General features: G+C 65.0%; 21 protein-coding genes. 16 read left to right on the top strand and 5 right to left on the bottom strand.

All coding sequences use genetic code 11. The features are described from left to right. Positions 1–2: 2 nt before the first annotated feature. The 7 genes from MTX35_RS00520 to MTX35_RS00490 are packed head-to-tail and all read left to right on the top strand — an operon-like array spanning position 3 to position 6,491. The gene (locus MTX35_RS00520) at positions 3–848 is read left to right on the top strand and encodes a metalloregulator ArsR/SmtB family transcription factor (RefSeq protein WP_243593098.1); all 846 of its coding nucleotides are present in this window, start codon (positions 3–5) and stop codon (positions 846–848) included. Next, positions 845–2,290: a Fe-S cluster assembly protein SufB gene (gene sufB / locus MTX35_RS00515; protein ID WP_243593097.1), complete on the top strand. Its 1,446-nt coding sequence runs from the start codon at positions 845–847 to the stop codon at positions 2,288–2,290. Before MTX35_RS00520 ends, sufB begins: the two co-directional genes overlap by 4 nt. A 24-nt stretch (positions 2,291–2,314) precedes the next feature. Further along, the gene (sufD, locus tag MTX35_RS00510) at positions 2,315–3,505 is read left to right on the top strand and encodes a Fe-S cluster assembly protein SufD (protein ID WP_243593590.1); all 1,191 of its coding nucleotides are present in this window, start codon (positions 2,315–2,317) and stop codon (positions 3,503–3,505) included. Between the two features lie 39 nt (positions 3,506–3,544). Next, positions 3,545–4,321: a Fe-S cluster assembly ATPase SufC gene (gene sufC / locus MTX35_RS00505; RefSeq protein ID WP_243593096.1), complete on the top strand. Its 777-nt coding sequence runs from the start codon at positions 3,545–3,547 to the stop codon at positions 4,319–4,321. A gap of 2 nt (positions 4,322–4,323) precedes the next feature. Next, a complete protein-coding gene (locus MTX35_RS00500; RefSeq protein ID WP_243593095.1) occupies positions 4,324–5,616 on the top strand; it encodes a cysteine desulfurase in 1,293 nt (430 codons plus the stop codon). Next, entirely contained in the window at positions 5,617–6,114 is a 498-nt protein-coding gene (gene sufU, locus MTX35_RS00495) for a Fe-S cluster assembly sulfur transfer protein SufU (RefSeq protein ID WP_243593094.1), read from the top strand. Further along, on the top strand, positions 6,111–6,491 hold the full coding sequence (locus MTX35_RS00490) for a metal-sulfur cluster assembly factor (RefSeq protein ID WP_243593093.1): 381 nt from the start codon (positions 6,111–6,113) through the stop codon (positions 6,489–6,491). The genes sufU and MTX35_RS00490 overlap by 4 nt, the downstream gene beginning before the upstream one ends. 20 nt (positions 6,492–6,511) lie before the next feature. Here MTX35_RS00490 and MTX35_RS00485 read toward each other — a convergent pair whose 3' ends face one another. Genes MTX35_RS00485 through MTX35_RS00475 form a run of 3 tightly spaced genes read right to left on the bottom strand, consistent with a single transcriptional unit; the run spans position 6,512 to position 9,435 of the window. Then, the gene (locus MTX35_RS00485) at positions 6,512–7,453 is read right to left on the bottom strand and encodes a Ku protein (RefSeq protein WP_243593092.1); all 942 of its coding nucleotides are present in this window, start codon (positions 7,451–7,453) and stop codon (positions 6,512–6,514) included. Positions 7,454–7,504: 51 nt separating this feature from the next. Beyond that, positions 7,505–8,650 (bottom strand): lycopene cyclase family protein, encoded by a 1,146-nt coding sequence (locus tag MTX35_RS00480; protein ID WP_243593091.1) that lies wholly within the window; start codon positions 8,648–8,650, stop codon positions 7,505–7,507. Beyond that, positions 8,647–9,435: an SDR family oxidoreductase gene (locus MTX35_RS00475; RefSeq protein WP_243593090.1), complete on the bottom strand. Its 789-nt coding sequence runs from the start codon at positions 9,433–9,435 to the stop codon at positions 8,647–8,649. The genes MTX35_RS00480 and MTX35_RS00475 overlap by 4 nt, the downstream gene beginning before the upstream one ends. A 156-nt stretch (positions 9,436–9,591) precedes the next feature. Here MTX35_RS00475 and MTX35_RS00470 point away from each other — a divergent pair, with 156 nt between their 5' ends. Continuing rightward, a complete protein-coding gene (locus MTX35_RS00470; protein WP_243593089.1) occupies positions 9,592–11,223 on the top strand; it encodes an ABC-F family ATP-binding cassette domain-containing protein in 1,632 nt (543 codons plus the stop codon). Positions 11,224–11,233: 10 nt separating this feature from the next. Here the strand turns inward: MTX35_RS00470 and MTX35_RS00465 are convergent, their stop codons facing one another. Both MTX35_RS00465 and MTX35_RS00460 read right to left on the bottom strand, forming a co-directional pair. Further along, positions 11,234–11,800, bottom strand: coding sequence for a TetR/AcrR family transcriptional regulator (locus MTX35_RS00465; RefSeq protein ID WP_243593088.1), 567 nt, complete (start codon positions 11,798–11,800; stop codon positions 11,234–11,236). 113 nt (positions 11,801–11,913) lie between these two features. Beyond that, positions 11,914–14,724: an aconitate hydratase gene (locus MTX35_RS00460; protein ID WP_243593087.1), complete on the bottom strand. Its 2,811-nt coding sequence runs from the start codon at positions 14,722–14,724 to the stop codon at positions 11,914–11,916. Positions 14,725–15,071: 347 nt separating this feature from the next. On the opposite strand from MTX35_RS00460, the gene MTX35_RS00455 reads away from it, so the two are divergent. From MTX35_RS00455 to MTX35_RS00420, 8 genes are all read left to right on the top strand, one after another. Beyond that, positions 15,072–15,614, top strand: coding sequence for a DUF6676 family protein (locus tag MTX35_RS00455; RefSeq protein WP_243593086.1), 543 nt, complete (start codon positions 15,072–15,074; stop codon positions 15,612–15,614). 403 nt (positions 15,615–16,017) lie between these two features. Then, positions 16,018–17,577, top strand: a complete 1,560-nt coding sequence (locus MTX35_RS00450) for an NlpC/P60 family protein (RefSeq protein ID WP_374230206.1) — start codon at positions 16,018–16,020, stop codon at positions 17,575–17,577. Positions 17,578–17,827: 250 nt separating this feature from the next. After that, positions 17,828–19,150: an AAA family ATPase gene (locus MTX35_RS00445; protein WP_374230205.1), complete on the top strand. Its 1,323-nt coding sequence runs from the start codon at positions 17,828–17,830 to the stop codon at positions 19,148–19,150. Next, positions 19,147–20,142 (top strand): DUF58 domain-containing protein, encoded by a 996-nt coding sequence (locus MTX35_RS00440; protein ID WP_243593084.1) that lies wholly within the window; start codon positions 19,147–19,149, stop codon positions 20,140–20,142. Before MTX35_RS00445 ends, MTX35_RS00440 begins: the two co-directional genes overlap by 4 nt. Further along, on the top strand, positions 20,139–21,131 hold the full coding sequence (locus tag MTX35_RS00435) for a VWA domain-containing protein (RefSeq protein ID WP_243593083.1): 993 nt from the start codon (positions 20,139–20,141) through the stop codon (positions 21,129–21,131). The genes MTX35_RS00440 and MTX35_RS00435 overlap by 4 nt, the downstream gene beginning before the upstream one ends. Before the next feature lie 66 nt (positions 21,132–21,197). Then, complete coding sequence (gene fabG1, locus MTX35_RS00430) at positions 21,198–21,920, top strand: 3-oxoacyl-ACP reductase FabG1 (protein ID WP_243593082.1); 723 nt, start codon at positions 21,198–21,200, stop codon at positions 21,918–21,920. A 60-nt stretch (positions 21,921–21,980) separates the two neighbouring features. After that, positions 21,981–22,805 carry an NADH-dependent enoyl-ACP reductase InhA gene (gene inhA, locus MTX35_RS00425; RefSeq protein ID WP_032377850.1) on the top strand — a complete coding sequence of 275 codons (825 nt, stop codon included), beginning with the start codon at positions 21,981–21,983 and terminating at the stop codon, positions 22,803–22,805. A 100-nt stretch (positions 22,806–22,905) separates the two neighbouring features. After that, complete coding sequence (locus MTX35_RS00420; RefSeq protein WP_243593081.1) at positions 22,906–23,985, top strand: ferrochelatase; 1,080 nt, start codon at positions 22,906–22,908, stop codon at positions 23,983–23,985. The last annotated feature ends 34 nt before the right edge of the window (positions 23,986–24,019 follow it).

The following is a 24,019-nucleotide window of genomic DNA, read 5'->3' as shown; positions in this document are numbered from 1 at the left end:
TCATGCAATTCCGTCACACTGGTGTTGTGAAAACAACCGAAAGCTCGCTCGTGCGTCCGGGAAGTGTCGTGTCCTCGGCCGCCGGCGCAGGCGTTCCGTCGGTGCGACCTGCCTCCGCCCCCGAGGGGCAGACGCGGAGCGCAGTGGTCACTCTGTTGCTCGAAGAGGGCCCCATCACCGCCTCCGATATCGGTACACGGCTGGGATTGAGCGCAGCGGGTGTCCGACGTCACCTCGACGCACTCATCGACGCGGGCGAGGCCCGCATCACCACCCCAGCAGGTGCTCAGCAACGGGGTAGGGGTCGGCCGGCCAAGTATTTCCAGCTGACCGCAGCCGGACGCAACCGTCTCGGCCACACCTACGACGATCTCGCCGGTGCTGCCATGCGGCAGCTACGCATGATCGGTGGAGACGCGGCCATAGAGGCGTTCGCCCGACAGCGCGTCAACACCATCGTGGCCGACGTCGAGCCGGCGACGGGATCCGATGCGCACGACGTGGAGGATGCCGCGGACCGAATCGCCGACGCGTTCAGCGCGGCGGGATTCTCTGCCACCACCCGTCAGGTGGGCAACGGTGTGCAGATCTGCCAGCACCACTGCCCGGTGTCGCACGTCGCCTCCGAGTTTCCGGAGCTGTGCGAGGCCGAGCAGACCGCGTTCGCCGAGATCCTCGGCACGCACGTACAGCGTTTGGCCACCATCGCCAACGGTAATTGCGCTTGTACGACACACGTACCGCTGTCATCGACGCGTTACTCGAACACCGATAGTTCCGACAAGAAGACTCCCGACGCGCAGCCACGCGTCGGAGAACGCCCACGCCTCCGGAAGGAGCCCGCATGACCGTCACACCAGACCAGGTGACACCCACCGCGCCGCTGACCCAGGACGAGACCATCGCCTCGCTCGGCACCTACGGATACGGCTGGGCCGACTCGGACGTAGCCGGTGAAAGTGCCAAGCGCGGCCTTTCCGAGGCTGTCGTCCGGGACATCTCGCAGAAGAAAAGCGAGCCCGAGTGGATGCTCGAGGCGCGCCTCAAGGCGCTCAAGACGTTCGAGCGCAAGCCGATGCCGAACTGGGGTTCCAACCTCGACGGCATCGATTTCGACAACATCAAGTACTTCGTGCGGTCCAGTGAGAAGCAGGCTGCAACGTGGGAAGACCTGCCGGAGGACATCAAGAACACGTACGACAAGCTCGGCATCCCCGAGGCGGAGAAGCAGCGCCTCGTCTCCGGTGTCGCCGCTCAGTACGAGTCCGAGGTGGTCTACCACTCGATCCGTGAGGATCTGGAGGCTCAGGGAGTGTTGTTCCTCGACACCGACACCGCCCTCAAGGAGCAGCCGGAGCTGTTCCGCGAGTACTTCGGCACCGTCATCCCCGCAGGCGACAACAAGTTCTCCGCACTGAACACCGCGGTGTGGTCCGGTGGATCCTTCATCTACATCCCGCCGGGCGTCCACGTCGACATCCCGCTGCAGGCCTACTTCCGAATCAACACCGAGAACATGGGTCAGTTCGAGCGGACGCTGATCATCGTCGACGAGGGTGCCTACGTGCACTACGTCGAGGGTTGCACGGCACCGATCTACAAGTCGGATTCGCTGCACTCCGCCGTGGTCGAGATCATCGTCAAGAAGGGTGGTCGTTGCCGCTACACGACCATCCAGAACTGGTCCAACAACGTCTACAACCTCGTCACCAAGCGCGCCAAGGCAGAGGCAGGCGCAACGATGGAGTGGGTCGACGGCAACATCGGCTCCAAGGTCACCATGAAGTACCCGGCCGTCTGGATGACCGGTGAGTACGCCAAGGGCGAGGTTCTCTCGGTCGCCTTCGCAGGCCCGGACCAGCACCAGGACACCGGCTCGAAGATGTTGCACCTCGCGCCGCACACGTCCTCGAACATCGTCAGCAAGTCGGTCGCCCGCGGCGGTGGGCGCACGTCCTACCGCGGTCTGATCCAGATCAACAAGGGTGCGCACGGCTCGCGTTCGACGGTCAAGTGCGACGCGTTGCTCGTCGACACGATCAGTCGTTCCGACACGTACCCGTACGTCGACATCCGCGAGGACGACGTATCGATGGGCCATGAGGCCACCGTCTCGAAGGTCAGCGACGATCAGTTGTTCTACCTGATGAGCCGCGGCTTGACCGAGGACGAGGCCATGGCAATGGTCGTGCGTGGCTTCGTCGAGCCGATCGCTCGCGAACTGCCGATGGAATACGCGCTCGAGCTCAACCGGCTCATCGAGCTGCAGATGGAAGGGTCGGTCGGATAAGTGAACAACCCTCTCACCGGAGTGATGGGTGCCGTGGCATCCGAAAACCCCGAAGCGGCCAAAGAAGACAAGTCGAAGCTGGTCGAGAACAAGGGCACTCAGTTCACGTCCTACGACGTGAATGCGTTCGAGGTCCCGTCCGGTCGTGACGAGCTGTGGCGTTTCACGCCGCTGCGTCGGCTGCGCGGCTTGCACGACGGTTCCGCCGTCGCCGACGGGGCCGCTCAGGTCACCGTCGGGGCCCCGGAATCGGTGGTCGTGGAGACCGTAGGCCGTGACGACGAGCGACTGGGCAAGGCCGGCGTTCCGGCCGATCGTATTGCCGCTCAGGCATTCTCGGCGTTCACCGAGGCCACGATCGTCTCCGTGCCGAACGAGGTCGAGGTGGCCGATCCGATCGAGATCACCGTCGACGGCCCCGGTGTCGACCACGTCGCCTACGGGCACGTGCAGATCAGGCTCGGCACGTTCGCTCGCGCCACCGTCGTGATCGACCAGCGGGGCAGCGGCACGTACGCCGAGAACGTCGAGTTCGTTCTCGGTGACAGCTCGCAGCTGCACGTCGTGCTGATTCAGGACTGGCAGTCCGACGCCGTGCACGTCGCGGCGCATCATGCGCTGCTCGGACGCGACGCCGTGTTGCGGCACTACAACGTCAGTCTCGGTGGAGATCTGGTGCGCATCAGCCCGACCGTGCGCTACAGCGCCCCCGGCGGCGATGCGAACATGCTCGGTGTGTACTTCGCCGACGCCGGTCAGCACCTCGAGCAGCGTCTGCTCGTCGACCATTCGGCACCGCACTGCAAGTCCAATGTGATGTACAAGGGCGCACTGCAGGGCGAAACCGGACCCGGCACCGTCGACGCGCACACCGTGTGGATCGGAGACGTGCTGATTCGAGCCGAGGCCGAGGGAACCGAGACCTACGAGCTCAATCGCAACCTGGTGCTCACCGACGGCGCTCGCGCCGACTCGGTACCCAACCTCGAGATCGAGACCGGCGAGATCGTCGGAGCAGGCCACGCCAGCGCCACCGGCCGTTTCGACGACGAGCAGCTGTTCTACCTCCGCGCTCGTGGCATCTCGGAGGAAGTCGCTCGTCGACTCGTCGTGCGCGGGTTCTTCCACGAGATCATCGACAAGATTCCGGTCCCCGCCGTACGCGAGCGTCTCGACGCCGCCATCGAGACCGAACTCGCCGTCGTCGGCGCGTAGGTCCACCCGAACTTTTCTCGACTGCACAAAGGAACTGTGATGTCCACACTCGAAATCCGCGATCTGCACGTCAGCGTCGCCAACACCGATTCGTCCGCCGAGCCGATCAACATCCTCAAGGGTGTCGATCTGACCGTGAAGTCCGGCGAGACGCACGCGATCATGGGACCCAACGGTTCCGGCAAGTCCACCTTGTCGTATGCCATCGCAGGCCACCCGAAGTACACGGTGACCTCCGGCACCATCACCCTCGACGGTGAAGACGTGCTCGAGATGAGCGTCGACGAGCGCGCCCGCGCCGGCCTCTTCCTGGCGATGCAGTACCCGGTGGAGGTGCCCGGCGTCTCGATGTCGAACTTCCTGCGTACCGCCGCAACCGCTGTGCGCGGTGAGGCCCCCAAGCTGCGGCACTGGGTCAAGGAAGCCAAGACCGCCATGAGCGAGCTCGAAATCGAGGCCAACTTCCTCGAGCGCAACGTCAACGAAGGCTTCTCCGGAGGCGAGAAGAAGCGTCACGAGATTCTTCAGCTGGGACTGCTCAAGCCGAAGATCGCCATCCTCGACGAGACCGACTCCGGCCTCGACGTCGACGCTCTGCGAGTGGTGTCCGAGGGCGTCAACAAGTACAAGGAGCGCGAAGAGGGCGGAGTGCTGCTGATCACGCACTACACCCGCATCCTGCGGTACATCAAGCCAGATTTCGTCCACGTCTTCGTCAACGGTGAAATCGTCAAGTCCGGCGGTGCCGAGCTGGCCGACGAGCTGGAAGCCAACGGATACGTCGGCTACACGCAGGCCGCGACCACCGGAGCATGAGCATGGCTGCACCGGCAGCTGTGGCGGTGGCGGCATCGTTCGATGTCGCCACGGTTCGCCGCGATTTCCCCATTCTCTCGCGCACCGTTCGCGACGGAAAGCCGTTGGTGTACCTCGATTCCGGTGCAACCTCGCAGCGGCCGGTTCAGGTACTCGACGCCGAGCGCGAATTTCTGACCACATGCAACGCTGCGGTCCACCGTGGGGCGCATCAGCTGGCCGAGGAGGCCACCGACGCGTACGAGGGTGCCAGGGCGGCCATCGCGTCGTTCGTCGGGGCCGACGTCGACGAGATCGTGTTCACCAAGAACGCGACCGAGTCGCTGAACCTCGTGACCTACGTTCTTGCGGATCAGCGATTCGATCGCCATCTCGGTCCCGGCGACGAGATCGTCGTCACCGAGCTCGAGCATCACGCCAATCTGGTGCCGTGGCAGGAGCTTGCAGCTCGGACCGGTGCCACCCTGCGTTGGTACGGCGTGACCGACGACGGACGGATCGATCTCGACTCGCTCGAACTGTCGTCCGCCGTCAAGGTTCTCGCGTTCACGCATCAGTCCAACGTGACCGGTGCGGTGGCTCCGGTCGAGGAGTTGGTTCGTCGAGCCAGGTCGGTGGGAGCATTGGTCGTCCTCGACGCGTGCCAGTCGGTGCCGCACATGAAGGTCGACTTCCGTGGCCTCGACGTCGACTACGCCGCATTCTCCGGGCACAAGATGCTCGGCCCCTCGGGTGTGGGCGTGCTCTACGCCAAGTCCGCACTCCTCGAATCGATGCCGCCGTTCATCACCGGTGGTTCGATGATCGAGACCGTCACCATGGAGAAGACGACGTTCGCCGCGCCGCCACAGCGGTTCGAGGCCGGCGTGCCCATGACCTCGCAGGTGGTAGGACTCGGTGCCGCTGTGCGATACCTGGAGAACATCGGCATCGACGTTATCGCCGCGCACGAAAAGGCCTTGGTCGCAGCAACTCTCGCCGAGTTCGCGAAGATCGACGGGGTCCGGGTGATCGGCCCGACCGAGAATGTCGACCGCGGATCGGCTGTGTCGTTCGTCGTCGACGGTATCCACGCCCACGACCTCGGACAGATTCTGGACGACGAGGGCGTCGCCATTCGCGTCGGGCATCACTGCGCGTGGCCCCTGCATCGTCGGTTCGGCGTCGCCGCGACCGCGCGCGCCTCGTTCGCGCTGTACAACACGGTCGAGGAAGTGCAGGTGCTCGCGCGAGCAATTCGCCGCGCACAGTCGTTCTTCGGCACCACCGACGTCGGCGGGGGAGGTCAGCAGTAGATGCGCATGGAACAGATGTATCAGGAAGTGATTCTCGATCACTACAAGCACCCGCACGGCCGCGGACTGCGCGAGCCGTTCGGCGCGGAGGTACACCACGTCAACCCCACCTGCGGCGACGAGGTCACCCTGCGCGTGCACATCGAGAACGGCACCGTCGCTGACGTCTCGTACGACGGCCAGGGCTGCTCGATCAGTCAGGCAGCGACATCGGTGCTCACCGACCAGGTCGTCGGACTGAGCGTCGACGATGCGCTGAAGACGGTGGACGCGTTCAGCGACATGGTCGGCAGCAGAGGTACCGTCGAGGGTGACGAGGACGTCATCGGTGACGGAATCGCGTTCGTCGGAGTCGCCAAGTACCCGGCTCGCGTGAAGTGCGCATTGCTGGGCTGGATGGCTTTCAAGGATGCGGTTGTTCAAGTAGTGGACGCAGATACGACAGCTACGACGGGCGGGACCGCCCAGACGGCACTTTCCGGAGGACAGCAATCATGACCGAAGCAACAGAGACCACACCGGCTGTGACCGCGACGCCGGTGGAACTCACCGCAGACGAGATCAAGGTGCTCGAGGACCTCGAAGAGGCGATGCGCGACGTCGTCGACCCCGAGCTGGGCATCAACGTCGTCGACCTGGGACTGGTGTACGACATCAAGATGGGCGAGGACGACATCGTCACGGTCGACATGACGCTCACCTCTGCGGCATGTCCGCTGACCGACGTCATCGAGGACCAGGCCAGGGGCGCACTCGTACGCAGCGGACTGGCTGCCGACCTGAAGATCAACTGGGTCTGGATGCCGCCGTGGGGCCCGGACAAGATCACCGACGACGGTCGCGAGCAGCTCAGGGCCCTCGGCTTCACCGTCTGACCTGCGGCCGAGTCGGCCTCCTACGCACCTTTGGCTTCGTCGGCCTTGGAGTCGGCGGACTTCGTGGAGGTCGACTTCTTGGCCGCTGTCTTCTTGGCCGGGGCCTTTTTGGCAGCGGTCTTCTTCGCCGGCGCTTTCTTGGCAGGCGTGGACGCGGTGGATCCTGCTTTGGCGTTCTTACCGGCAGCCTCGACGCTGCGCTGCAGCGCGGCCACCAGATCGACGACCTCGGCGTCCTCGCCGTCATCGTCCTTCTTCGACTCGGTGTGGACGACCTTCTCGCCCCCGTTGGCCAGCGTCTCGTCGATCAGCTTCCGAAGCTCGGTCTGGTAGTCGTCGGTGTACTCGGTGGGATCGAATTCCGAGGACATGCTTTCCACCAGGGACGTCGCCATTTTCACTTCCTGGGGACGCGCGGAGGGCGCATCGTCGAGCGACGGGAATTCTGCGGCCCTGACCTCGTCCGGCCACAGCAATGTCTGGATCACCAGGATGTCGTCGCGCACGCGCAGCGCAGCCAGCCGGGTTTTCTGCCGCAGAGTGAAGTGAACCAGCGCAGTGCGCTCGGTTTCTTCCAGGGTTTCGCGCAGCAGCACATAGGCCTTCGGTGACGCTGAATCCGGCTCGAGGAAGTAGCTCTTGTCGTAGAGGATCGGATCGATCTGCTCGGTCGGCACGAATTCCAGTACCGGGATCTCGTGCTTCTCCGCCGCCGGCAGCTTGTCGAAGTCCTCGTCGGTGAGAATCACGCGTTCGCCGTCGGGGGAGTCGTAGGCCTTGTCGATGTCGGCGAACTGCACCGACTTGCCGCATTCTTGGCAGATCCGGTCGTACTTGATCCGACCGCCGTCCTTCGCGTGCACCTGATGGAATCGGATGTCGTGCTGCTCGGTGGCCGAGTAGACCTTCACCGGAACATTGACCAGTCCGAAGGCGATCGAGCCCTTCCAAATGCTGCGCATCTGTCCATGATCGCCGACCGGGCGCCCGCGTGTCGACCGATGGGAAGAAACTCAGCCGCGGCCCGGAGTCCGCATCATCGTGCGCGCGATCGCGAGCCTGGCCGAGGACGGGAGTGTCGGGAACATCTTGAGCATCGCCGTCATCGTCCCGACGGCGTCGTCGTGGCCGGACAGGTACGAGCGCTGCAGTTCGACCGGGAGCGAGAAGAAGCTGGAGAAGAACTGAGGAACCAGCTCCGGGTCGAGACTGAGCGCTGTCCGAAGGCCGAGATTGCGAAGCTTCTGGACCGTCCAGACATGTATCGGGCGGGCGAGGCGTGATCGATCGCCGCCACTGAACCTCTCGACGAGGTGATCTGCCGATGCGAGCGACGCCGCGACGCTGTACCCCGTGGCGGGATGCATCAGATTCGAGCGAGAGCCGAACAACACCGGACCGCTTCGCCCGGTGTGCAGTCGTGACCGAGGCGGCGGTTCGACCGAGAAGCGCACTCGCTCGATGTCCTCGTGGCCGGTCGGTTCCAGATCCCGGTGGGCCAGACGGTGGTGCAGCCGTGATCGAAGCACTGCGAGTTCCAGCGGGGGTCGGCCGACCAGACAGGTCTCTTCGAGCAGAATCCGATCTTCGTCGAGCGCAACGGCGTACAGAAAACTCGGTGCTTCGCCGGGCCGAGCGCCGTTGTCGGTGCGCCAGTCCATGAACCAGGCGTCGGATCCTTCGAGGATCGATTCGGCGCGGTGCCGTTCGACGACGATGCCGTACGCCGTCTGCTGTGCAAGGTCGCGCGAGTCGAGCGTGCCGCGGGCGTCGACGACGTGCCGAGCATCGACGACGGTGCCGTCGGACGTCGTCACGCGAGATCCGGTGACGTCGACGGCCGTCCCCGCCAGCACTCGCACGCGGTCCAGAGACAGGGTCGCCTGCAGGGCAGGTGTGTCCAGCACGCAGTACGTCCGGTCGATGATTCGATGACGATCGGTCCATACCGCAGGCTTCTGCGCGACCGAGGCGACGGCGGTCTCGGGCAACCACGACGGCAACTCGTCGGCCCAGGCGGAATACGTCGGTGTCCACGTACGCGACGGATGCGGATCGACGACGACCACGTCCAGGCCGGCCTCGGCGCATCGGTGGGCCACCGACCGTCCCGCGGGACCGAGTCCGACCACCGTGACGTCGGCCGAGAAATCGTTCACATTCCGCCGGTGGCGAGCAAACCACCGTCCACGCGCACGGTCTCGCCGGTGATCCAGGAAGAGGCGTCCGACACCAGGAAGGCCACCAGGGCCGCAACGTCCTCCGGGTTTCCGAGACGCTTCATCGGGTAGCCGGCCGCTGCCGCGTCTTCTCCGTTGGCGACGAGCGCCTCGGCGAATTTGGTCTTCACCACCCCCGGTGCCACGGCATTGACGCGAATCCTCGGACCGAGCTGCCAGGCGAGCTCTTCGGTGAGGCGGATCAGGGCGGCCTTGGATGCGCCGTACGCGGCGATCACGCCGGTGGAGCGAATGCCTGCCACGCTCGCGATGTTGACGACCGCGCCGCCGTGCTCGCCCATCCAGGCATGGAACGCCTGCTGAACGAAGCCGAGGGTACCCACCACGTTCGTGTCGAAGATCTTGCTCACGCCCGCCAGGTCGGCATCCATCAGCGAGCCGTAGACGGGATTGATGCCGGTGTTGTTGACCAGGATGTCCAGCGAACCGAAGGTCTCCACCGTGCTCGCCACCGCATTGCGTCGGTGCTCCGGATCGCCCGCATTACCGTCGATCGCGAGCACGGAATCGCCGAGCTCTGCGGCCGCGGCAACGAGAGGTTCGCGCTTGCGTGCGGTGATGGCGACGTTTGCGCCGCGAGCGAGCAGTTCGGCGGCGATGGCCTTGCCGATGCCTCGGCTGGCGCCGGTGACGAGAGCGGTGCGCCCGGTGAGATCGGGGATCGGCGCGCTGGGAGGGCTGACTGTTTCGGAGGCGTCGGTCATCGGTCAGACGTTACCGGTGTCACCGTCGTTCCTGGGTGGGGCCACGTGAATGCTGAGCTAAAATGGGGGTTTGCTGTGCCGTACTTCGGCGCACCTGAGGTTTGCTCGTCGGTCGACGGGCAACGATGTTGTTCTGCAATCGCTAGGAGCTCACGCGTGATCACCGCCACCGACCTGGAAGTTCGTGCCGGTGTGCGGACCCTTCTGTCCACCGAGGGGCCTGCGCTCCGCGTACAGGCAGGCGACCGCATCGGATTGGTCGGTCGTAACGGTGCCGGCAAGACCACCACTCTGCGCATTCTGGCAGGAGAAGGCGAGCCGTACGCGGGCGAGGTCGTGCGTACCGGAGAGCTCGGCTACCTACCGCAGGATCCCAAAGAGGGCGATCTCGACGTGCTGGCCAAGGACCGAGTGCTCTCGGCCCGGGGTCTCGACACGCTCCTGCACAAGATGGAGAAGCAGCAGGCCCTGATGGCCGAGGTGGCCGACGAGGCCCTGCTCGACAAGGCCGTCCGCAAGTACGGCGAACTCGAAGAGCGTTTCGCCTCGCTCGGCGGCTACGAAGCAGAGAGCGAGGCTGCGCGCATCTGCAACAGTCTCGGCCTGGCGGACCGCATCCTCGGTCAACCGCTGCGGACTCTCTCCGGTGGCCAGCGCCGGCGCGTCGAACTGGCTCGCATTCTGTTCGCCGCGTCCGACGGCAGTGGTGGACGCTCGAACACCACGTTGCTGCTCGACGAGCCCACCAACCACCTCGACGCCGATTCCATCACCTGGCTGCGGGGTTTCCTGCAGAACCACGAGGGGGGACTCATCGTGATCAGTCACGATGTCGAACTGCTCGGAGACGTGGTGAACAGGGTGTGGTTCCTGGACGCGGTGCGCGGCGAGGCCGACATCTACAACATGAACTGGAAGAAGTACCTCGACGCCCGCGCCACCGACGAGCAACGCCGCCGCCGCGAACGCGCCAACGCGGAGAAGAAGGCGGGGGCGCTGCGCGTGCAGGCCGCCAAGATGGGTGCCAAGGCGACGAAAGCCGTTGCAGCACAGAACATGGCAAAGCGCGCGGACAAGCTGATGGCCAACCTCGACGCGGAACGCGTGTCCGACAAGGTGGCGCACATCCGCTTCCCTGAGCCCGCACCGTGCGGCAAGACGCCGCTGATGGCGAAGAACCTGACCAAGATGTACGGATCGCTGGAGATCTTCGCCGGCGTGGACCTCGCCATCGACCGAGGCAGCCGCGTGGTGGTACTCGGGCTCAACGGTGCAGGCAAGACGACGCTGCTGCGCATTCTGGCCGGCACCGAGAAGGCCGATACCGGAGAGATCGAGCCCGGCCACGGCATGCGCGTCGGGTACTTCGCACAGGAACACGACACCCTCGACGACCTTGCGTCGGTCTGGGAGAACATCCGTCACGCTGCACCCGACACCGGCGAGCAGGAACTACGGTCTCTCCTCGGTGCCTTCATGTTCACCGGCCCCCAGCTCGACCAGCCTGCGGGAACACTGTCCGGCGGTGAGAAGACCCGCCTGGCACTCGCCGGGTTGGTGTCTTCCGCCGCGAACGTTCTTCTGCTCGACGAGCCGACCAACAACCTCGACCCGATTTCACGCGAGCAGGTCCTCGATGCGCTCCGCAGCTACAAGGGAGCCGTCGTACTGGTGACCCACGATCCCGGTGCCGCCGAAGCGCTTTCACCGGAACGGGTCATTCTCCTCCCCGACGGTACCGAGGACCACTGGTCGCAGGAATACCTGGAACTGATTCAGCTGGCGTGAACGGCCGGGGTCAGTCCTGCCGCCGGACGGATTCCTCGACGAGATCGAGGATCGCTGCGAGGTTGGATCTGCCGTGGCCGGACGCGATGCGCGCCACCAGGCCGTCCAGTACCAGATCCAGGTAGTCGGCCAGGACGTCGTTGGGCACATCGTCACGCAGTCTTCCTGCGGTCTTCTGACGCTCGAGTCGCCCGAGTGTCGCGTCGGTCAGCTCTGCCGACCGTTCGGCCCAGCTGCTCCGGAAGTCCGCGTCGGTGCGCAGTCGTCGGGTGATCTCGAGTCGGGTGCCGAGCCATTCGAATTGCTCGGGTTGCGCCAGCATGTCTCGCATCACCTGCACCAGACCCTGAGTGGCCGCAACCTCGGCCATGCGTCGAGCGTCTTCCTGTGCCAGCGCCAGGAAGAGGCCGTCCTTGTCCTTGAAGTGATGGAATATGGCTCCGCGCGACAGGCCGGTGGCCTCTTCGAGACGTCGCACCGTCGCACCTTCGTAGCCGAACTCGCCGAAGCACCTGCGCGCGCCGTCGAGAATCTCGCTACGGCGGGCCGCCAGGTGGTCTTCGCTGACCTTGGGCACGTGTGGGTTTCCTACTTTCGATGAGGGCCTCGACCGATACGGCGATGGGCCCGGAAACACGTTCTCGGTTCCGGGCCCATCGCCGTTCGAGGCGTACGTCAGACGACGCGCACTCAGCCTCTGATCATGTTGCGCAGCACGTACTGCAGGATGCCGCCGTTGCGGTAGTAGTCCGCTTCACCGGGGGTGTCGATGCGAACCACGGCCTCGAATTCGACCTTGGTGCCGTCTTCCTTGGTGGCGATTACGGTCATCGTCTTCGGGGTGGTGCCCTCGTTCAGCTTCGCGACGCCGACGATGTCGAAGGTCTCGGTGCCGTCGAGCTTGAGCGACGACGCGCTCTCACCGGCCGGGAACTGCAGCGGAACGACGCCCATGCCGATGAGGTTGGAGCGGTGGATGCGCTCGAACGACTCGGTGATGACGGCCTTGACGCCCAGGAGCGAGGTGCCCTTGGCCGCCCAGTCGCGCGAGGAGCCACTGCCGTACTCCTTGCCACCCAGCACGACCAGCGGGATGCCGGCCTTCTGGTAGTTCTGCGACGCGTCGTAGATGAAGGACTGCGGTCCGCCGTCCTGCGTGAAGTCGCGGGTGTAGCCGCCCGAGACGTCGTCGAGGAGCTGGTTCTTGAGGCGAATGTTCGCGAACGTTCCGCGGATCATCACCTCGTGGTTACCACGACGCGAACCGAGCGAGTTGTAGTCCTTGCGCTCGACACCGTGCGAATCGAGGTACTGCGCGGCAGGCGTGCCTGCCTTGATCGGACCTGCCGGGCTGATGTGGTCGGTGGTGACCGAATCGCCCAACAGAGCCAACACGCGTGCACCCGTGATGTCCTCGACAGGAGCCGGGTCCATCGTCATGCCGTCGAAGTACGGAGGCTTACGCACGTAGGTCGACTTGGGATCCCACTCGAACGTGTCGCCCTCGGGGGTCGACAGGTTCTGCCAGCGGCTGTCGCCGGCGAAGATGGTCTCGTAGGACTTGCTGAACATGTCCCGGCTGATCGAGGACTTGATGGTGTCTTCGATCTCCTGCGAGGACGGCCAGATGTCCTTCAGGAACACGGGGTTGCCCTCGTGATCCTCGCCGAGTGGGTCGGTCTCGAAGTCGAAGTCCATCGTGCCTGCGAGGCCGTATGCGATGACCAGCGGCGGTGAGGCCAGGTAGTTCATCTTGACGTCGGGGGAGATGCGACCCTCGAAGTTGCGGTTGCCCGACAGCACTGCGGTGACCGAGAGGTCGTTGTCGTTGATCGCCTTCGAGATCGGCTCCAGCAACGGGCCGGTGTTACCGATGCACGTGGTGCAGCCGTAACCACCGAGGTAGTAGCCGAGCTTCTCGAGGTACGGCCAGAGGCCGGCCTTCTCGTAGTAGTCGGTGACGACCTGCGAGCCGGGGGCCATGTTGGTCTTGACCCAGGGCTTGGTGGACAGGCCCTTCTCGACGGCGTTGCGGGCGAGCAGTGCTGCGCCGAGCATCACCGACGGGTTCGAGGTGTTGGTGCAAGAGGTGATGCCTGCAACCACGACGGCACCGTGATCGAGGACGAACTCGCCTGCCTCGTCGGTGGTGACCCGGATCGGTTTGCTCGGACGACCCTCGGAACCGTATGCGGCAGAACGAACGTCGACGGAATCCTCTTCGGCGAAGCTCAGCGAAGCGGAGTCGCTTGCCGGGAACGATTCGTCGAGGGCCTCGTCGAGCTTGCTGTCACCCTCGTGCTTCGGGTGGTTCTCCTCGACGTAGTTGTGGATGTCCTTGCGGAACGCGACCTTGGACTCGGACAACAGGATTCGGTCCTGCGGACGCTTCGGTCCTGCGATGGACGGGACGACCGTGTTGAGGTCGAGCTCGATGTACTCGGAGTACACGGCCTCGTTCTTCGGGTCGTGCCACATGCCCTGTTCCTTGGCGTACGCCTCGACGAGCGCGAGCTGCTCGTCGCTGCGGCCGGTGAGGCGCAGGTAGTTGATGGTTTCCTCGTCGATCGGGAAGATCGCTGCGGTGGAACCGAACTCGGGGCTCATGTTGCCCAGGGTGGCGCGGTTCGCGAGGGGAACCTCGGCCACACCCTCGCCGTAGAACTCGACGAACTTGCCGACGACGCCGTGCTTGCGCAGCATCTCGGTTGCGGTCAGCACCACGTCGGTCGCGGTGACGCCGGGCTGGATCTCACCGGAGAGCTTGAAGCCGACGACGCGGGGGATGAGCATCGAGACGGGCTGGCCGAGCATGGCAGCTTCCGCTTCGATGCCGCCGACGCCCCAGCCCAACACACCGAGGCCGTTGACCATCGTGGTGTGCGAGTCGGTGCCGACACAGGTGTCGGGGTAGGCCTGGCCCTTGCGGGTCATGATCGTCGGTGCGAGGTACTCGATGTTGACCTGGTGCACGATGCCCATGCCCGGGGGGACGACCTTGAAGTCGTCGAACGCGCCCTGTCCCCAACGCAGGAACTGGTAGCGCTCACCGTTGCGCTCGTACTCGAGGTCGACGTTGCGCTCGAGAGCGTCGGCGCGGCCGAAGACGTCGAGGATGACCGAGTGGTCGATGACCATGTCGGCGGGGGAGAGGGGGTTGACCTTGTTGGGGTCGCCGCCCAGGGTGGTGACGGCTTCACGCATCGTGGCGAGGTCGACGATGCACGGAACGCCGGTGAAGTCCTGCATGATGACGCGTGCAGGGGTGAACTGAATTTCGACACTCGGGTCGGCCGCGGGGTCCCACGACGCGATCGAGCGAATGTGGTCGGCGGTGATGTTGGCACCGTCCTCGGTGCGAAGGAGGTTCTCCGCGAGGACCTTCAGCGCATAGGGCAGTTTCTCGGCACCGGGCAAGGCCGACAACCGGAAGATCTCGTACGAGTTCTCTCCGACTTCGAGGGTGCCCTTTGCACCGAATGAGTTATTACTTGCGGTCACTTCAGCTCCACTCGTCTATGAGGCACACCGCCGACGGGGCTGTGTCGACGGTTGAAGCGAGGCCCTGTCCGTGCGTCGCGGCATGACATCCGGTGTGCAGATTGCCTGCGGACGCTCGGCCAGTGTCTCGATGGAAGTCTAACAGTACGCTTGTCCTGTGAAAACGTGCGGGTCCGTTTCGCCAGGGATGCCGAGAGAACGACCCACGTCACAATCCTCACGTAGTGCTTCGTGCGACGCAATGAAGGGCGGCCTCAGTTGCGGCATCGGGCGTCCGGCCCTCCCCGGAATCGAGAGCGGCGTGACGTAGGGTTCGACGCGACTGGTTCCTACCGACTGGACGAGAGATGCCTGAGCCGATTCACGCCGTATCCCCACTTGCCACCGATATCCCGGCAGGTCTGGACGTCGACAGCATCGTCGCCACGGTCCGCGAGTCCGGCGTCAGCGCCCCCGCCGACGAGGAAGCCGGGTTGTCCGCAGCCGTTGCTCGTGCCGAGGACAACGGTATCGATCTGAGCATCGTGATCGTGCCGACCGAACCTCGCCACGACTCGCAGCTGCGTGATCTCGCGACAGCGGTCGGAGCACGCGAGGGCGGCACTGTTCTCGTACTGAGCCCCGGGCAGGTGGGTACGTTCAGCGACTCGATCAGTCGGGTGACCCTCGAGGCCGGGCAGGACCGGACCTACACCGGCGACCACGTCGTTGCCGCGGACAACTTCGTCGACATCCTCGTCGAGGACCAGACTCCCTGGGGCTTGCTGACGGGCGGACTGGTCGTGATCGTCGCCGCGGTGGCAGCACTGACAGCCGCCGTGAAGGTGCGTCGATATCGTGCGCGGTCGGCCACTGCCGCCCCGCACGATGCACAGCCCGTCGAGCGCTGACGTCACGCGCGGATTCGTCATTCGACCGACCGACGCAGACGGGGCACTGCGCCGTCGGATGTCGGTTCGGAAAAAGTCCGAAAAATTGTTTTCGGCAAACACCGAGTTCACGGCATTGTGCCTGGTGGAATTACAAATGTGTCATTTGTGACTGGAGTTTCTTTAGTGTGCGAAGTGTCGTACGGTGCCATTGGCACTGCTGGGGAAGGAGTGTCGCAGAAGGCAGGTGTCATCCGTGGGGAACTCGGGAGGCCACTGCTTCGGGTGTGACTGACGTGGTTCGCACCTGTCGTGTCGCTGCGCGCCACTTTCCCGCCCGGCGAACATGCTCACCGTCACCTGCGATCGGGGTGGAGGACGGAGAGCACCTCGGCGGCACGACTGTCCTTCGGGACCGGAGTGAATGCCGGACCCGAGGGAGACATTTGTGAGCCGACGTCCAGTTCGCGGCACGCGCCGCAGAGCGCTCGTCCGTACCCGATTCGTGCTGGCAGGTGCCGGTCTCGTTCTCGCGCTGACGGCGACCATGCCCGGAGTCGCCGCCGCGGTACCTCCGCCTCCCCCCAATCCGTCCGACACCGACATCGCCGCTGCCGGAAGTGCAGTCGACTCCCGTCTGGGGCAGGTCGGTCAGCTGATCGACGCGATCGCGTCCGCCAACCAACAACTCGCACAGCTCGACGACGAGGTCGCCGTGAAGCGAGAAGGCGTCAACAAAGCCCTGGTCGATCAGCAGAACGCACGGGACGCCGCGGACGTTGCCGCAGCCGTCGTGGGAGCAGCCCAGCAGGCGCTCGCCGATGCCGGCACGCAGATTCAGGCAGCTCAGCGCAAGTTCGACGAATTCGCCAAATCGAGCTACACCCAGGGCTCGGGCGTCGCCTCGATGGCGTCGTTTCTTGGATCGAGCGGACCGGACGACGTCCTGGACCGCGCCCAGGTCCTGAAGGTTCTGTCCAACAGCCAGAATGCAGTACTGGACGGCTTGCAGCGCGCCCGTACCGAGCAGGCGAACCGCGACTCGGCGGCGCGTGAGTCCAAGCAGCAGGCCGACGCGGCAGCGTCGGAAGCCGAGGCAAAGAAGGCCGAGGCCGAGCAGGCGATCGCCGAGGCGCAGGCCGCGCTGCAGGCAGAGGCCGACCGCAAGGCCACGATCGAATCCCAGCGTGATTCGGCGCAGACCGAACTCGATGCCGCCCGCAGCAACGTCGCAGGTCTGCAGGACCAGCGTGCGGCGTACGGCGACTGGGAGGCGCAGAAGGCGGCCGAGGATGCCGCCATCGCCGCCGCCACCGCCGCAGCCAAGGAAGCTGCTGTGCAGGCAGCTGCCCGAGTGTCGGCCAACCTGGCGGCGCAACAGCGCGCGGCGGCCATTGCAGAGGGGCAGCGCTCGCACGTCGACGTGGACGACGATTCCAGCACGTCGACCGATTCGGACAGTTCCACCACAACCACAACCACACCCACGACACCGAAGACGCCCACCACACCGAAGACGCCCACGAAACCGAAGACGTCCACGACGCCGTCGGTCACCGGAAGCGCCGCCGTCGAATTGGCGATCGACCGCGGAATGAGCCAACTCGGCGTGCCGTACTCGTGGGGTGGCGGAGACGAGAACGGACCGACGAAGGGCATCAGGGACGGCGGAGTCGCAGACAGCTACGGCGACTACAACAAGGTCGGCTTCGACTGCTCGGGATTGATGATCTACGCGTTCGCAGGCCTGGGAATCTCGTTGCCGCACTACACCGGCTACCAATACACAGCGGGCAAGCAGGTGCCGTCCTCGGAGATGAAGCGTGGCGACATGATCTTCTACGGACCCAACGCCAGCCAACACGTCGCGCTCTACCTCGGCGACGGCAAGATGCTCGAAGCGCCCCAGTCCGGTTCGGTGGTCAAGGTATCCGACGTGCGATACAGCGGTATGACCCCCTACGCCGTACGCATGGTGTCCTGACTCCCGAGCACTCCTGCGGTACCTCTCCAGGCTCCACTCCGGAGCTACTGCGTCGTTCCGCAGGCTCCACTCCGGAGCCATTGCGTCGTTCCGCAGGCTCCACTCCGGAGCCACTGCGTCGTTCCGCAGGCTCCACTCCGGCGCGCGCGGCGGGGGCGCCTTTCGGCACGCACGCAGATCACCTGGAATAGTTGATTGCGGCGGTATGAAACGTGCCCGACGACGATCGACTGAAAGCGGTGAATTCTTGGTGACATCACGTGACGGCCGGATTTCGAACGACGAGGGGTCGACGGCAGTCGAGTCTCCGAATCCGAATCCACCGAGTGGGGAGCCGAAGCGGGTGGACAGTCCGGCCCTCGCCGAGGACGTCCAGCTTCTCGAGAAGGCCGTGTACGAGGTCAAGCGCGTGATAGTCGGACAGGACCGTCTCGTCGAGCGCATTCTGGTGGGGTTGCTCGCACGCGGACACGTCTTGCTCGAAGGTGTGCCCGGCGTGGCCAAGACCCTTGCAGTCGAGACCTTCGCGAGGGTCGTGGGCGGCTCTTTCTCGCGAGTTCAGTTCACCCCTGATCTCGTTCCGACCGACCTCGTCGGAACCAGGATCTATCGTCAGGGCCGGGAGGAGTTCGACACCGAACTCGGACCGGTCGTGGCCAACTTCGTTCTGGCCGACGAGATAAACCGAGCGCCGGCGAAAGTCCAGTCCGCACTGCTCGAGGTCATGGCAGAACGACACGTGACCATCGGTGGCAAGACGTTCCCGATGCCCGATCCGTTTCTCGTGATGGCCACGCAGAACCCCATCGAGAACGAGGGTGTCTACCCCCTACCCGAAGCTCAGCGCGACCGATTCCTGTTCAAGATCGTCGTCGACTACCCCACGATCGAAGAAGAACGCGAGATCGTCTACCGCATGGGTATCAAGGCGCCCGAGCCCAAGCAGATCCTCGACCCGGTCGAGCTGGTTCGGCTGCAGAATCTGGCCAGCTCGGTGTTCGTGCACCACGCTCTAGTCGACTACGTGGTGCGAGTCATCTCCGCTACGCGAACGCCGGAGCAGTTCGGTATGGACGACGTGGCCAGCTGGATCGCGTACGGCGCGTCACCGCGTGCCACGCTCGGAATCATCGCGGCGTCCAGGGCGCTTGCTCTGCTCCGGGGTCGCGATTATGTCGTTCCGCAGGACGTCCTCGAGGTCATCCCCGACGTCCTCCGGCACCGTCTGGTGTTGTCCTACGACGCTCTGGCCGACGAGGTGACTCCCGAAACGGTCATCTCCCGGGTTCTGCAGACCGTCGGGTTGCCACAGGTATCACCGCAGGCGGTCCCGGTGCCGCAGAGCAACGGAGCCGGCTCGGAAGGTCCGCACGTCGACGGACGTCAGCCGCAGGGGCAGTATCCGCCGCAAGGGCAGTTCCCCGCTGCCGGCCAGTACCCCGGCCGAGGACAGGCCCCTACTCCTCAGCAGCCCGCGCCTCAGCACCCGCAGGGTGGCCAGTACGGCCAACCGGCACCATCTCTGCAGAAGCCGTCGGGTGACGGCCCGGCGATCGGTACGCCGGGGCAGTGAGCGGATCCGACACCGCTCCCGAGACCACACGCCGACCCGTCGTTTCTCGGCCGCCGTCGTTTCGATCGGGTGAGCTTCGCGACCCCAAGTTGGCTGCGGCGCTGCGGACCCTCGAACTGACGGTACGCAGACGGCTGGACGGGGTACTGCACGGCGACCATCTCGGATTGATCCCCGGTCCCGGATCGGAACCGGGTGACGCCAGGGAATATCAACCGGGCGACGACGTCCGTCAGATGGACTGGTCGGTCACCGCACGCACGACGCATCCGCACGTACGGCAGTCCGTGGCCGACCGCGAGCTGGAGACCTGGCTCGTGGTCGACCTGTCCGCGAGCCTCGATTTCGGCACCACCGGGTGCGAGAAGCGGGATCTAGCGGTCGCGGCCTCGGCTGCGATCACGCATCTGTCCGGTGGCGGCGGAAACCGAATCGGTGCGGTGGTGGCCACCGGTTCCGATACAACCCGGATCCCGGCACGGGGCGGCCGCGTGCACACCCAGTCGATGCTCCGAGCCATCGCCACGACACCGGCTGCGGCCGACGGGGTGCGCGGGGACCTGCGCGCTGCCATCGAAGCACTGCGACGGCCCGAACGCCGCCGCGGGATGGCCGTGGTGATCAGCGATTTTCTCGGTCCGATCGACTGGGAGCGCTCGCTCCGGGCAATCTCGGCGCGGCACGACGTGTTGGCCGTCGAGGTGCTCGATCAGCGTGATCTGGAGCTACCCGACGTCGGTGACGTCGTGCTGCACGATCCCGAATCCGGCCGTACCCGTGAATTCAGCACGACGCCGCGGCTGCGTGCCGACTTCGCGCGCGCTGCAGCAGCACACCGCGACGACGTGGAGAAGGCGCTACGACGGTGCGGAGCACCACGCCTGACGCTGCGCACCGACGGCGACTGGATTGCCGACGTCGTACGGTTCGTGACCGCACGCAGGCACACCATCGGGTCCGGGTTCACCAACACCGCTCGGGCGGCGCGATGAGCCTGACCGATTTCGCTTCGCCCTGGTGGCTGGGCTTTCTCCTCGTCGTCATCGCGCTGACGGTCGGCTACGTGTGGATTCAGCGGCGCAAGCAGAAGCACGTGCTGCGGTTCTCCAACATGGAGCTGCTCGAGTCCGTTGCGCCCGATCGGCCCAATCGGCTGCGGCATGTGCCGACGGCCCTCGTGCTGGTCGGTCTGATGTTTCTGACCGTCGCGTTGGCCGGTCCGACGGACGACCAGCGCGTGCCACGGAATCGGGCGACCGTCATGCTCGTGATCGACGTGTCGCTCTCCATGGAGGCCACCGACGTCGAGCCGACTCGCTTGGCGGCCGCACAGGATGCAGCGAAATCCTTCGCCGACGGTTTGACACCCGGGATCAATCTCGGATTGGTCGCCTTTGCCGGCACGGCGTCGGTCCTGGTGTCTCCCACCGCCAATCGCGAGGCCACCAAGTCCGCCATCGACAAGTTGCAGCTCAGTGAACGAACGGCCACCGGTGAGGCGATCTTCACCTCGCTCCAGTCGATCGACACTCTCGGAGCGATTCTCGGTGGCGGCGATGCGGCACCTCCTGCGCGCATCGTGCTGCTCTCGGACGGCAAGCAGACCGTTCCCCAGAACCTCGACGACCCACGCGGTGGGTACACCGCCGCGCGTGCCGCCAAGGACAAGAACGTGCCGATCTCCACGATTTCGTTCGGCACCAGCTACGGCTCGGTGGAAATCGAGGACGAGGCAGGCGTCGAACGAGTCCCGGTACCGGTCGACGATCCGTCGCTGCGTGAGATCGCAGACCTCTCGGGCGGTAGCTTCTTCACCGCGTCGTCCCTCGAGGACCTCAGAGACGTCTACGACACCCTCGAAGAGCAGATCGGATTCGAGATCACCCGCGGCGACGCGTCGCGTCCCTGGTTGATCCTCGGTGTCCTGTGTATCTCTGCCGGGCTCGGTTCGGCGTTGGTGATGCGGCAACGTCTGCCGTGATCGTTGTTCTTACTCACCAGTAAGTTTTGCTTTCTCATTCCATGACGAACAGATAGGTTGCTAGGCATGTCCACACCTGACTTCATCGCGCGATCGGTACTCGTCACCGGAGGCAACCGAGGTATCGGTCTCGCCATCGCCCAGCGGCTCGCCGCCGACGGACACAAGGTGGCCGTCACCCACCGCGGATCCGGGGCCCCCGACGGATTGTTCGGGGTCGTCTGCGACGTCACAGATTCCGCCTCGGTCGACGCAGCCTTCAAGGAGGTCGAGGAGAAGCAGGGGCCCGTCGAGGTTCTGGTGGCGAATGCGGGAATCACCGACGACACGTTGCTCATGCGAATGACCGAGGATCAGTTCCAGCGCGTCATCGATGCCAACCTGACCGGAGCGTTCCGAGTTGCCAAGCGCGCCAACCGCGCCATGCTGCGCGCGCGCTGGGGCCGGATGATCTTCCTGAGTTCGGTCGTGGCCATGGCCGGCGGACCGGGCCAGATCAACTACGCGGCGTCCAAGGCAGGCGTCATCGGAATGGCTCGATCGATCACGAGGGAACTGGGTTCGCGATCCATCACGGCGAACGTCGTGTCCCCGGGGTTCATCGAAACCGACATGACTGCAGAACTCTCGGACGATCTGCGCGGCAAGGCAAAGGAATACATCCCGCTTCAGCGCCTCGGTCAGCCCGAGGACGTCGCAGCAGTGGTGAGCTTCCTCGCCGGCCCGGACTCGTCGTACGTGTCCGGTGCTGTCATCCCGGTCGACGGTGGCATGGGCATGGGGCACTGAAGGCCTACTCGCACAACGATTTCGATAGACGCACACCTCCGAATTAAGGAACACAGCACTATGGGCGGATTGCTCGAAGGCAAGACCATTCTCATCACCGGCATCATCACCGATGCCTCCATCGCATTCCACGCCGCTGCCATGGCGCAGGAGCAGGGTGCCAAGGTGATCATCACCGGGTTCGATCGGCTTCGACTCATCGATCGCATCGCACAGCGTCTGCCCAAGGAGGTGCCGCCGGCGATCGAGCTCGACGCCACCAACGAGGAGCATCTGGCAGCGCTGGCCGACCGCGTACGCGAAGTGGCGCCCGAGGGCATCGACGGGGTCCTGCACTCGATTGCCTTCGCGCCCCGCACCCTGATGGGTCCGGACGCCAAGCCGTTCCTCGACGGCCCCGGCCCCGATGCTGCGAGGGCGTTCGAGATCTCCGCGTGGAGCTATGCGTCGCTGGCTCGCGCTGTTCTGCCGGTCATGAACGAGGGTGGCTCCATCGTCGGAATGGACTTCGATCCCCGCACGTCGATGCCGTACTACAACTGGATGGGTGTCGCCAAGGCTGCACTCGAATCGGTCAACCGCTACGTCGCTCGGGAAGTGGGCGCGGCCAAGCGAATTCGCTCCAATCTCGTCGCGGCAGGACCGATCAGAACCCTTGCCGCCAAGGCAATTGCGGGTACGGCTACCGGTGACGCGGCCAAGATGGACCAGCTGAACGTGTACTGGGACGGTGCCGCTCCCATCGGTTGGGATGTCAACGACCCCACCGTGGTCGCCAAGTCCATCGTCGCCTTGCTCTCCGATTGGCTGCCCGGCACCACCGGATCCATCGTGTACGTCGATGGCGGAGCCAGCCACAACACGTACCTGCCCGAGAACATGTGACACCGCGGTGGGCGGAACCACACGTGCGCCCACCGACATGTTTCGTTCGCCGACCGGACCCCCGCCGGGGCCGGTCGGCGGCGGGGGCACAATGGAAAACATGACCACCCCTGGAGACTTCGACGCATTGTTGGTGCTCTCGTTCGGCGGACCGGAACAGCCCGCCGACGTACGCCCGTTCCTGGAGAACGTCACTCGTGGGCGCGGAGTGCCGCCCGAGCGTCTGGACGCCGTTGTCGAGCACTACATGCACTTCGGAGGCGTCTCTCCGATCAACCGGCTCAACCGAGACATCATCGATGCGCTTCGTGCTGAATTCGATTCCGCCGGAGTGGATTTGCCGATCTATTTCGGAAACCGCAACTGGCATCCGATGATCGAGGACACCGTCGCGACGATGGCGTCGGACGGCATCAGGAACGCACTGGTCTTTCCCACCTCCGCGTGGGGCGGGTACTCCGGATGCAGGCAGTACCACGAGGACATCGCCCGAGCCCGCGCCGCGGTCGGGGACGATGCACCGCATCTGCTCAAGATCCGGCAGTACTACGACCACCCGTTGATGGTCGACACGTTCAGCGACGCGGTCGCATCAGCGCGAGCCTCACTGCCGGAACAGCACCGAGCCGGTGCGCGTCTGGTGTTCACGGCCCACTCGATTCCGTCGGCCGCCGACGCCAATGCCGGCCCGCCCGCGGATGGCGGGAATCTCTACAGCCGTCAGGTGGCCGAGGCATCGAGGCTCGTGGCCGCTGCGTCGGGTGTCGACGACTACGACCTGGTGTGGCAGTCCCGTTCCGGACCGCCTCAGGTTCCGTGGCTGGACCCCGACATCTGTGATCATCTCGAAGCGCTGTCGGCGAAGTCCGTCGACGCCGTGATCGTGTGTCCGATCGGATTCGTGTCCGACCATCTCGAGGTCGTGTGGGATCTCGACACCGAGGCGGAGGAGAAGGCCCGCGAACTCGGAATGGCCTTCGCCCGCGCAGGCACCCCGGGATCCGACGCGCGTTTCCCGCAGATGATTCGGGAACTCGTCGACGAATACCGAGTCGGTGGCCGATGCCGCGGACTCGGCAACGTGCCCGGCTACGGGTCGACATTGGACGGAAGTCGCTGCGCCGTCGGCTGCTGTGAGCAGCTCACCCGCCCCTCCAGGCCTGCGGCTGCCACGTCGTGAGCGTGGCTGCCTGACACCCTGCTTCTCCGCAGGG

This window comes from Rhodococcus sp. ARC_M12 (genome assembly GCF_022810385.1).
Classification (GTDB): Bacteria; Actinomycetota; Actinomycetes; order Mycobacteriales; family Mycobacteriaceae; genus Rhodococcoides; species Rhodococcoides navarretei.
Note: the sequence above shows the minus strand (reverse complement) of the source record. Positions and strands in the feature narration are given on the sequence as shown.

Excerpts from the sequence above, each read along its gene's own strand:
- MTX35_RS00520 (WP_243593098.1), top strand. The coding sequence starts at position 3 with ATGCAATTCCGTCACACTGGTGTTGTGAAAACAACCGAAAGCTCGCTC.
- sufB (WP_243593097.1), top strand. The coding sequence starts at position 845 with ATGACCGTCACACCAGACCAGGTGACACCCACCGCGCCGCTGACCCAG.
- sufD (WP_243593590.1), top strand. The coding sequence starts at position 2,315 with ATGGGTGCCGTGGCATCCGAAAACCCCGAAGCGGCCAAAGAAGACAAG.
- sufC (WP_243593096.1), top strand. The coding sequence starts at position 3,545 with ATGTCCACACTCGAAATCCGCGATCTGCACGTCAGCGTCGCCAACACC.
- MTX35_RS00500 (WP_243593095.1), top strand. The coding sequence starts at position 4,324 with ATGGCTGCACCGGCAGCTGTGGCGGTGGCGGCATCGTTCGATGTCGCC.
- sufU (WP_243593094.1), top strand. The coding sequence starts at position 5,617 with ATGCGCATGGAACAGATGTATCAGGAAGTGATTCTCGATCACTACAAG.
- MTX35_RS00490 (WP_243593093.1), top strand. The coding sequence starts at position 6,111 with ATGACCGAAGCAACAGAGACCACACCGGCTGTGACCGCGACGCCGGTG.
- MTX35_RS00485 (WP_243593092.1), bottom strand. The coding sequence starts at position 7,453 with ATGCGCAGCATTTGGAAGGGCTCGATCGCCTTCGGACTGGTCAATGTT.
- MTX35_RS00475 (WP_243593090.1), bottom strand. The coding sequence starts at position 9,435 with ATGACCGACGCCTCCGAAACAGTCAGCCCTCCCAGCGCGCCGATCCCC.
- MTX35_RS00455 (WP_243593086.1), top strand. The coding sequence starts at position 15,072 with ATGCCTGAGCCGATTCACGCCGTATCCCCACTTGCCACCGATATCCCG.
- MTX35_RS00450 (WP_374230206.1), top strand. The coding sequence starts at position 16,018 with ATGCCGGACCCGAGGGAGACATTTGTGAGCCGACGTCCAGTTCGCGGC.
- MTX35_RS00435 (WP_243593083.1), top strand. The coding sequence starts at position 20,139 with ATGAGCCTGACCGATTTCGCTTCGCCCTGGTGGCTGGGCTTTCTCCTC.
- fabG1 (WP_243593082.1), top strand. The coding sequence starts at position 21,198 with ATGTCCACACCTGACTTCATCGCGCGATCGGTACTCGTCACCGGAGGC.
- inhA (WP_032377850.1), top strand. The coding sequence starts at position 21,981 with ATGGGCGGATTGCTCGAAGGCAAGACCATTCTCATCACCGGCATCATC.
- MTX35_RS00420 (WP_243593081.1), top strand. The coding sequence starts at position 22,906 with ATGACCACCCCTGGAGACTTCGACGCATTGTTGGTGCTCTCGTTCGGC.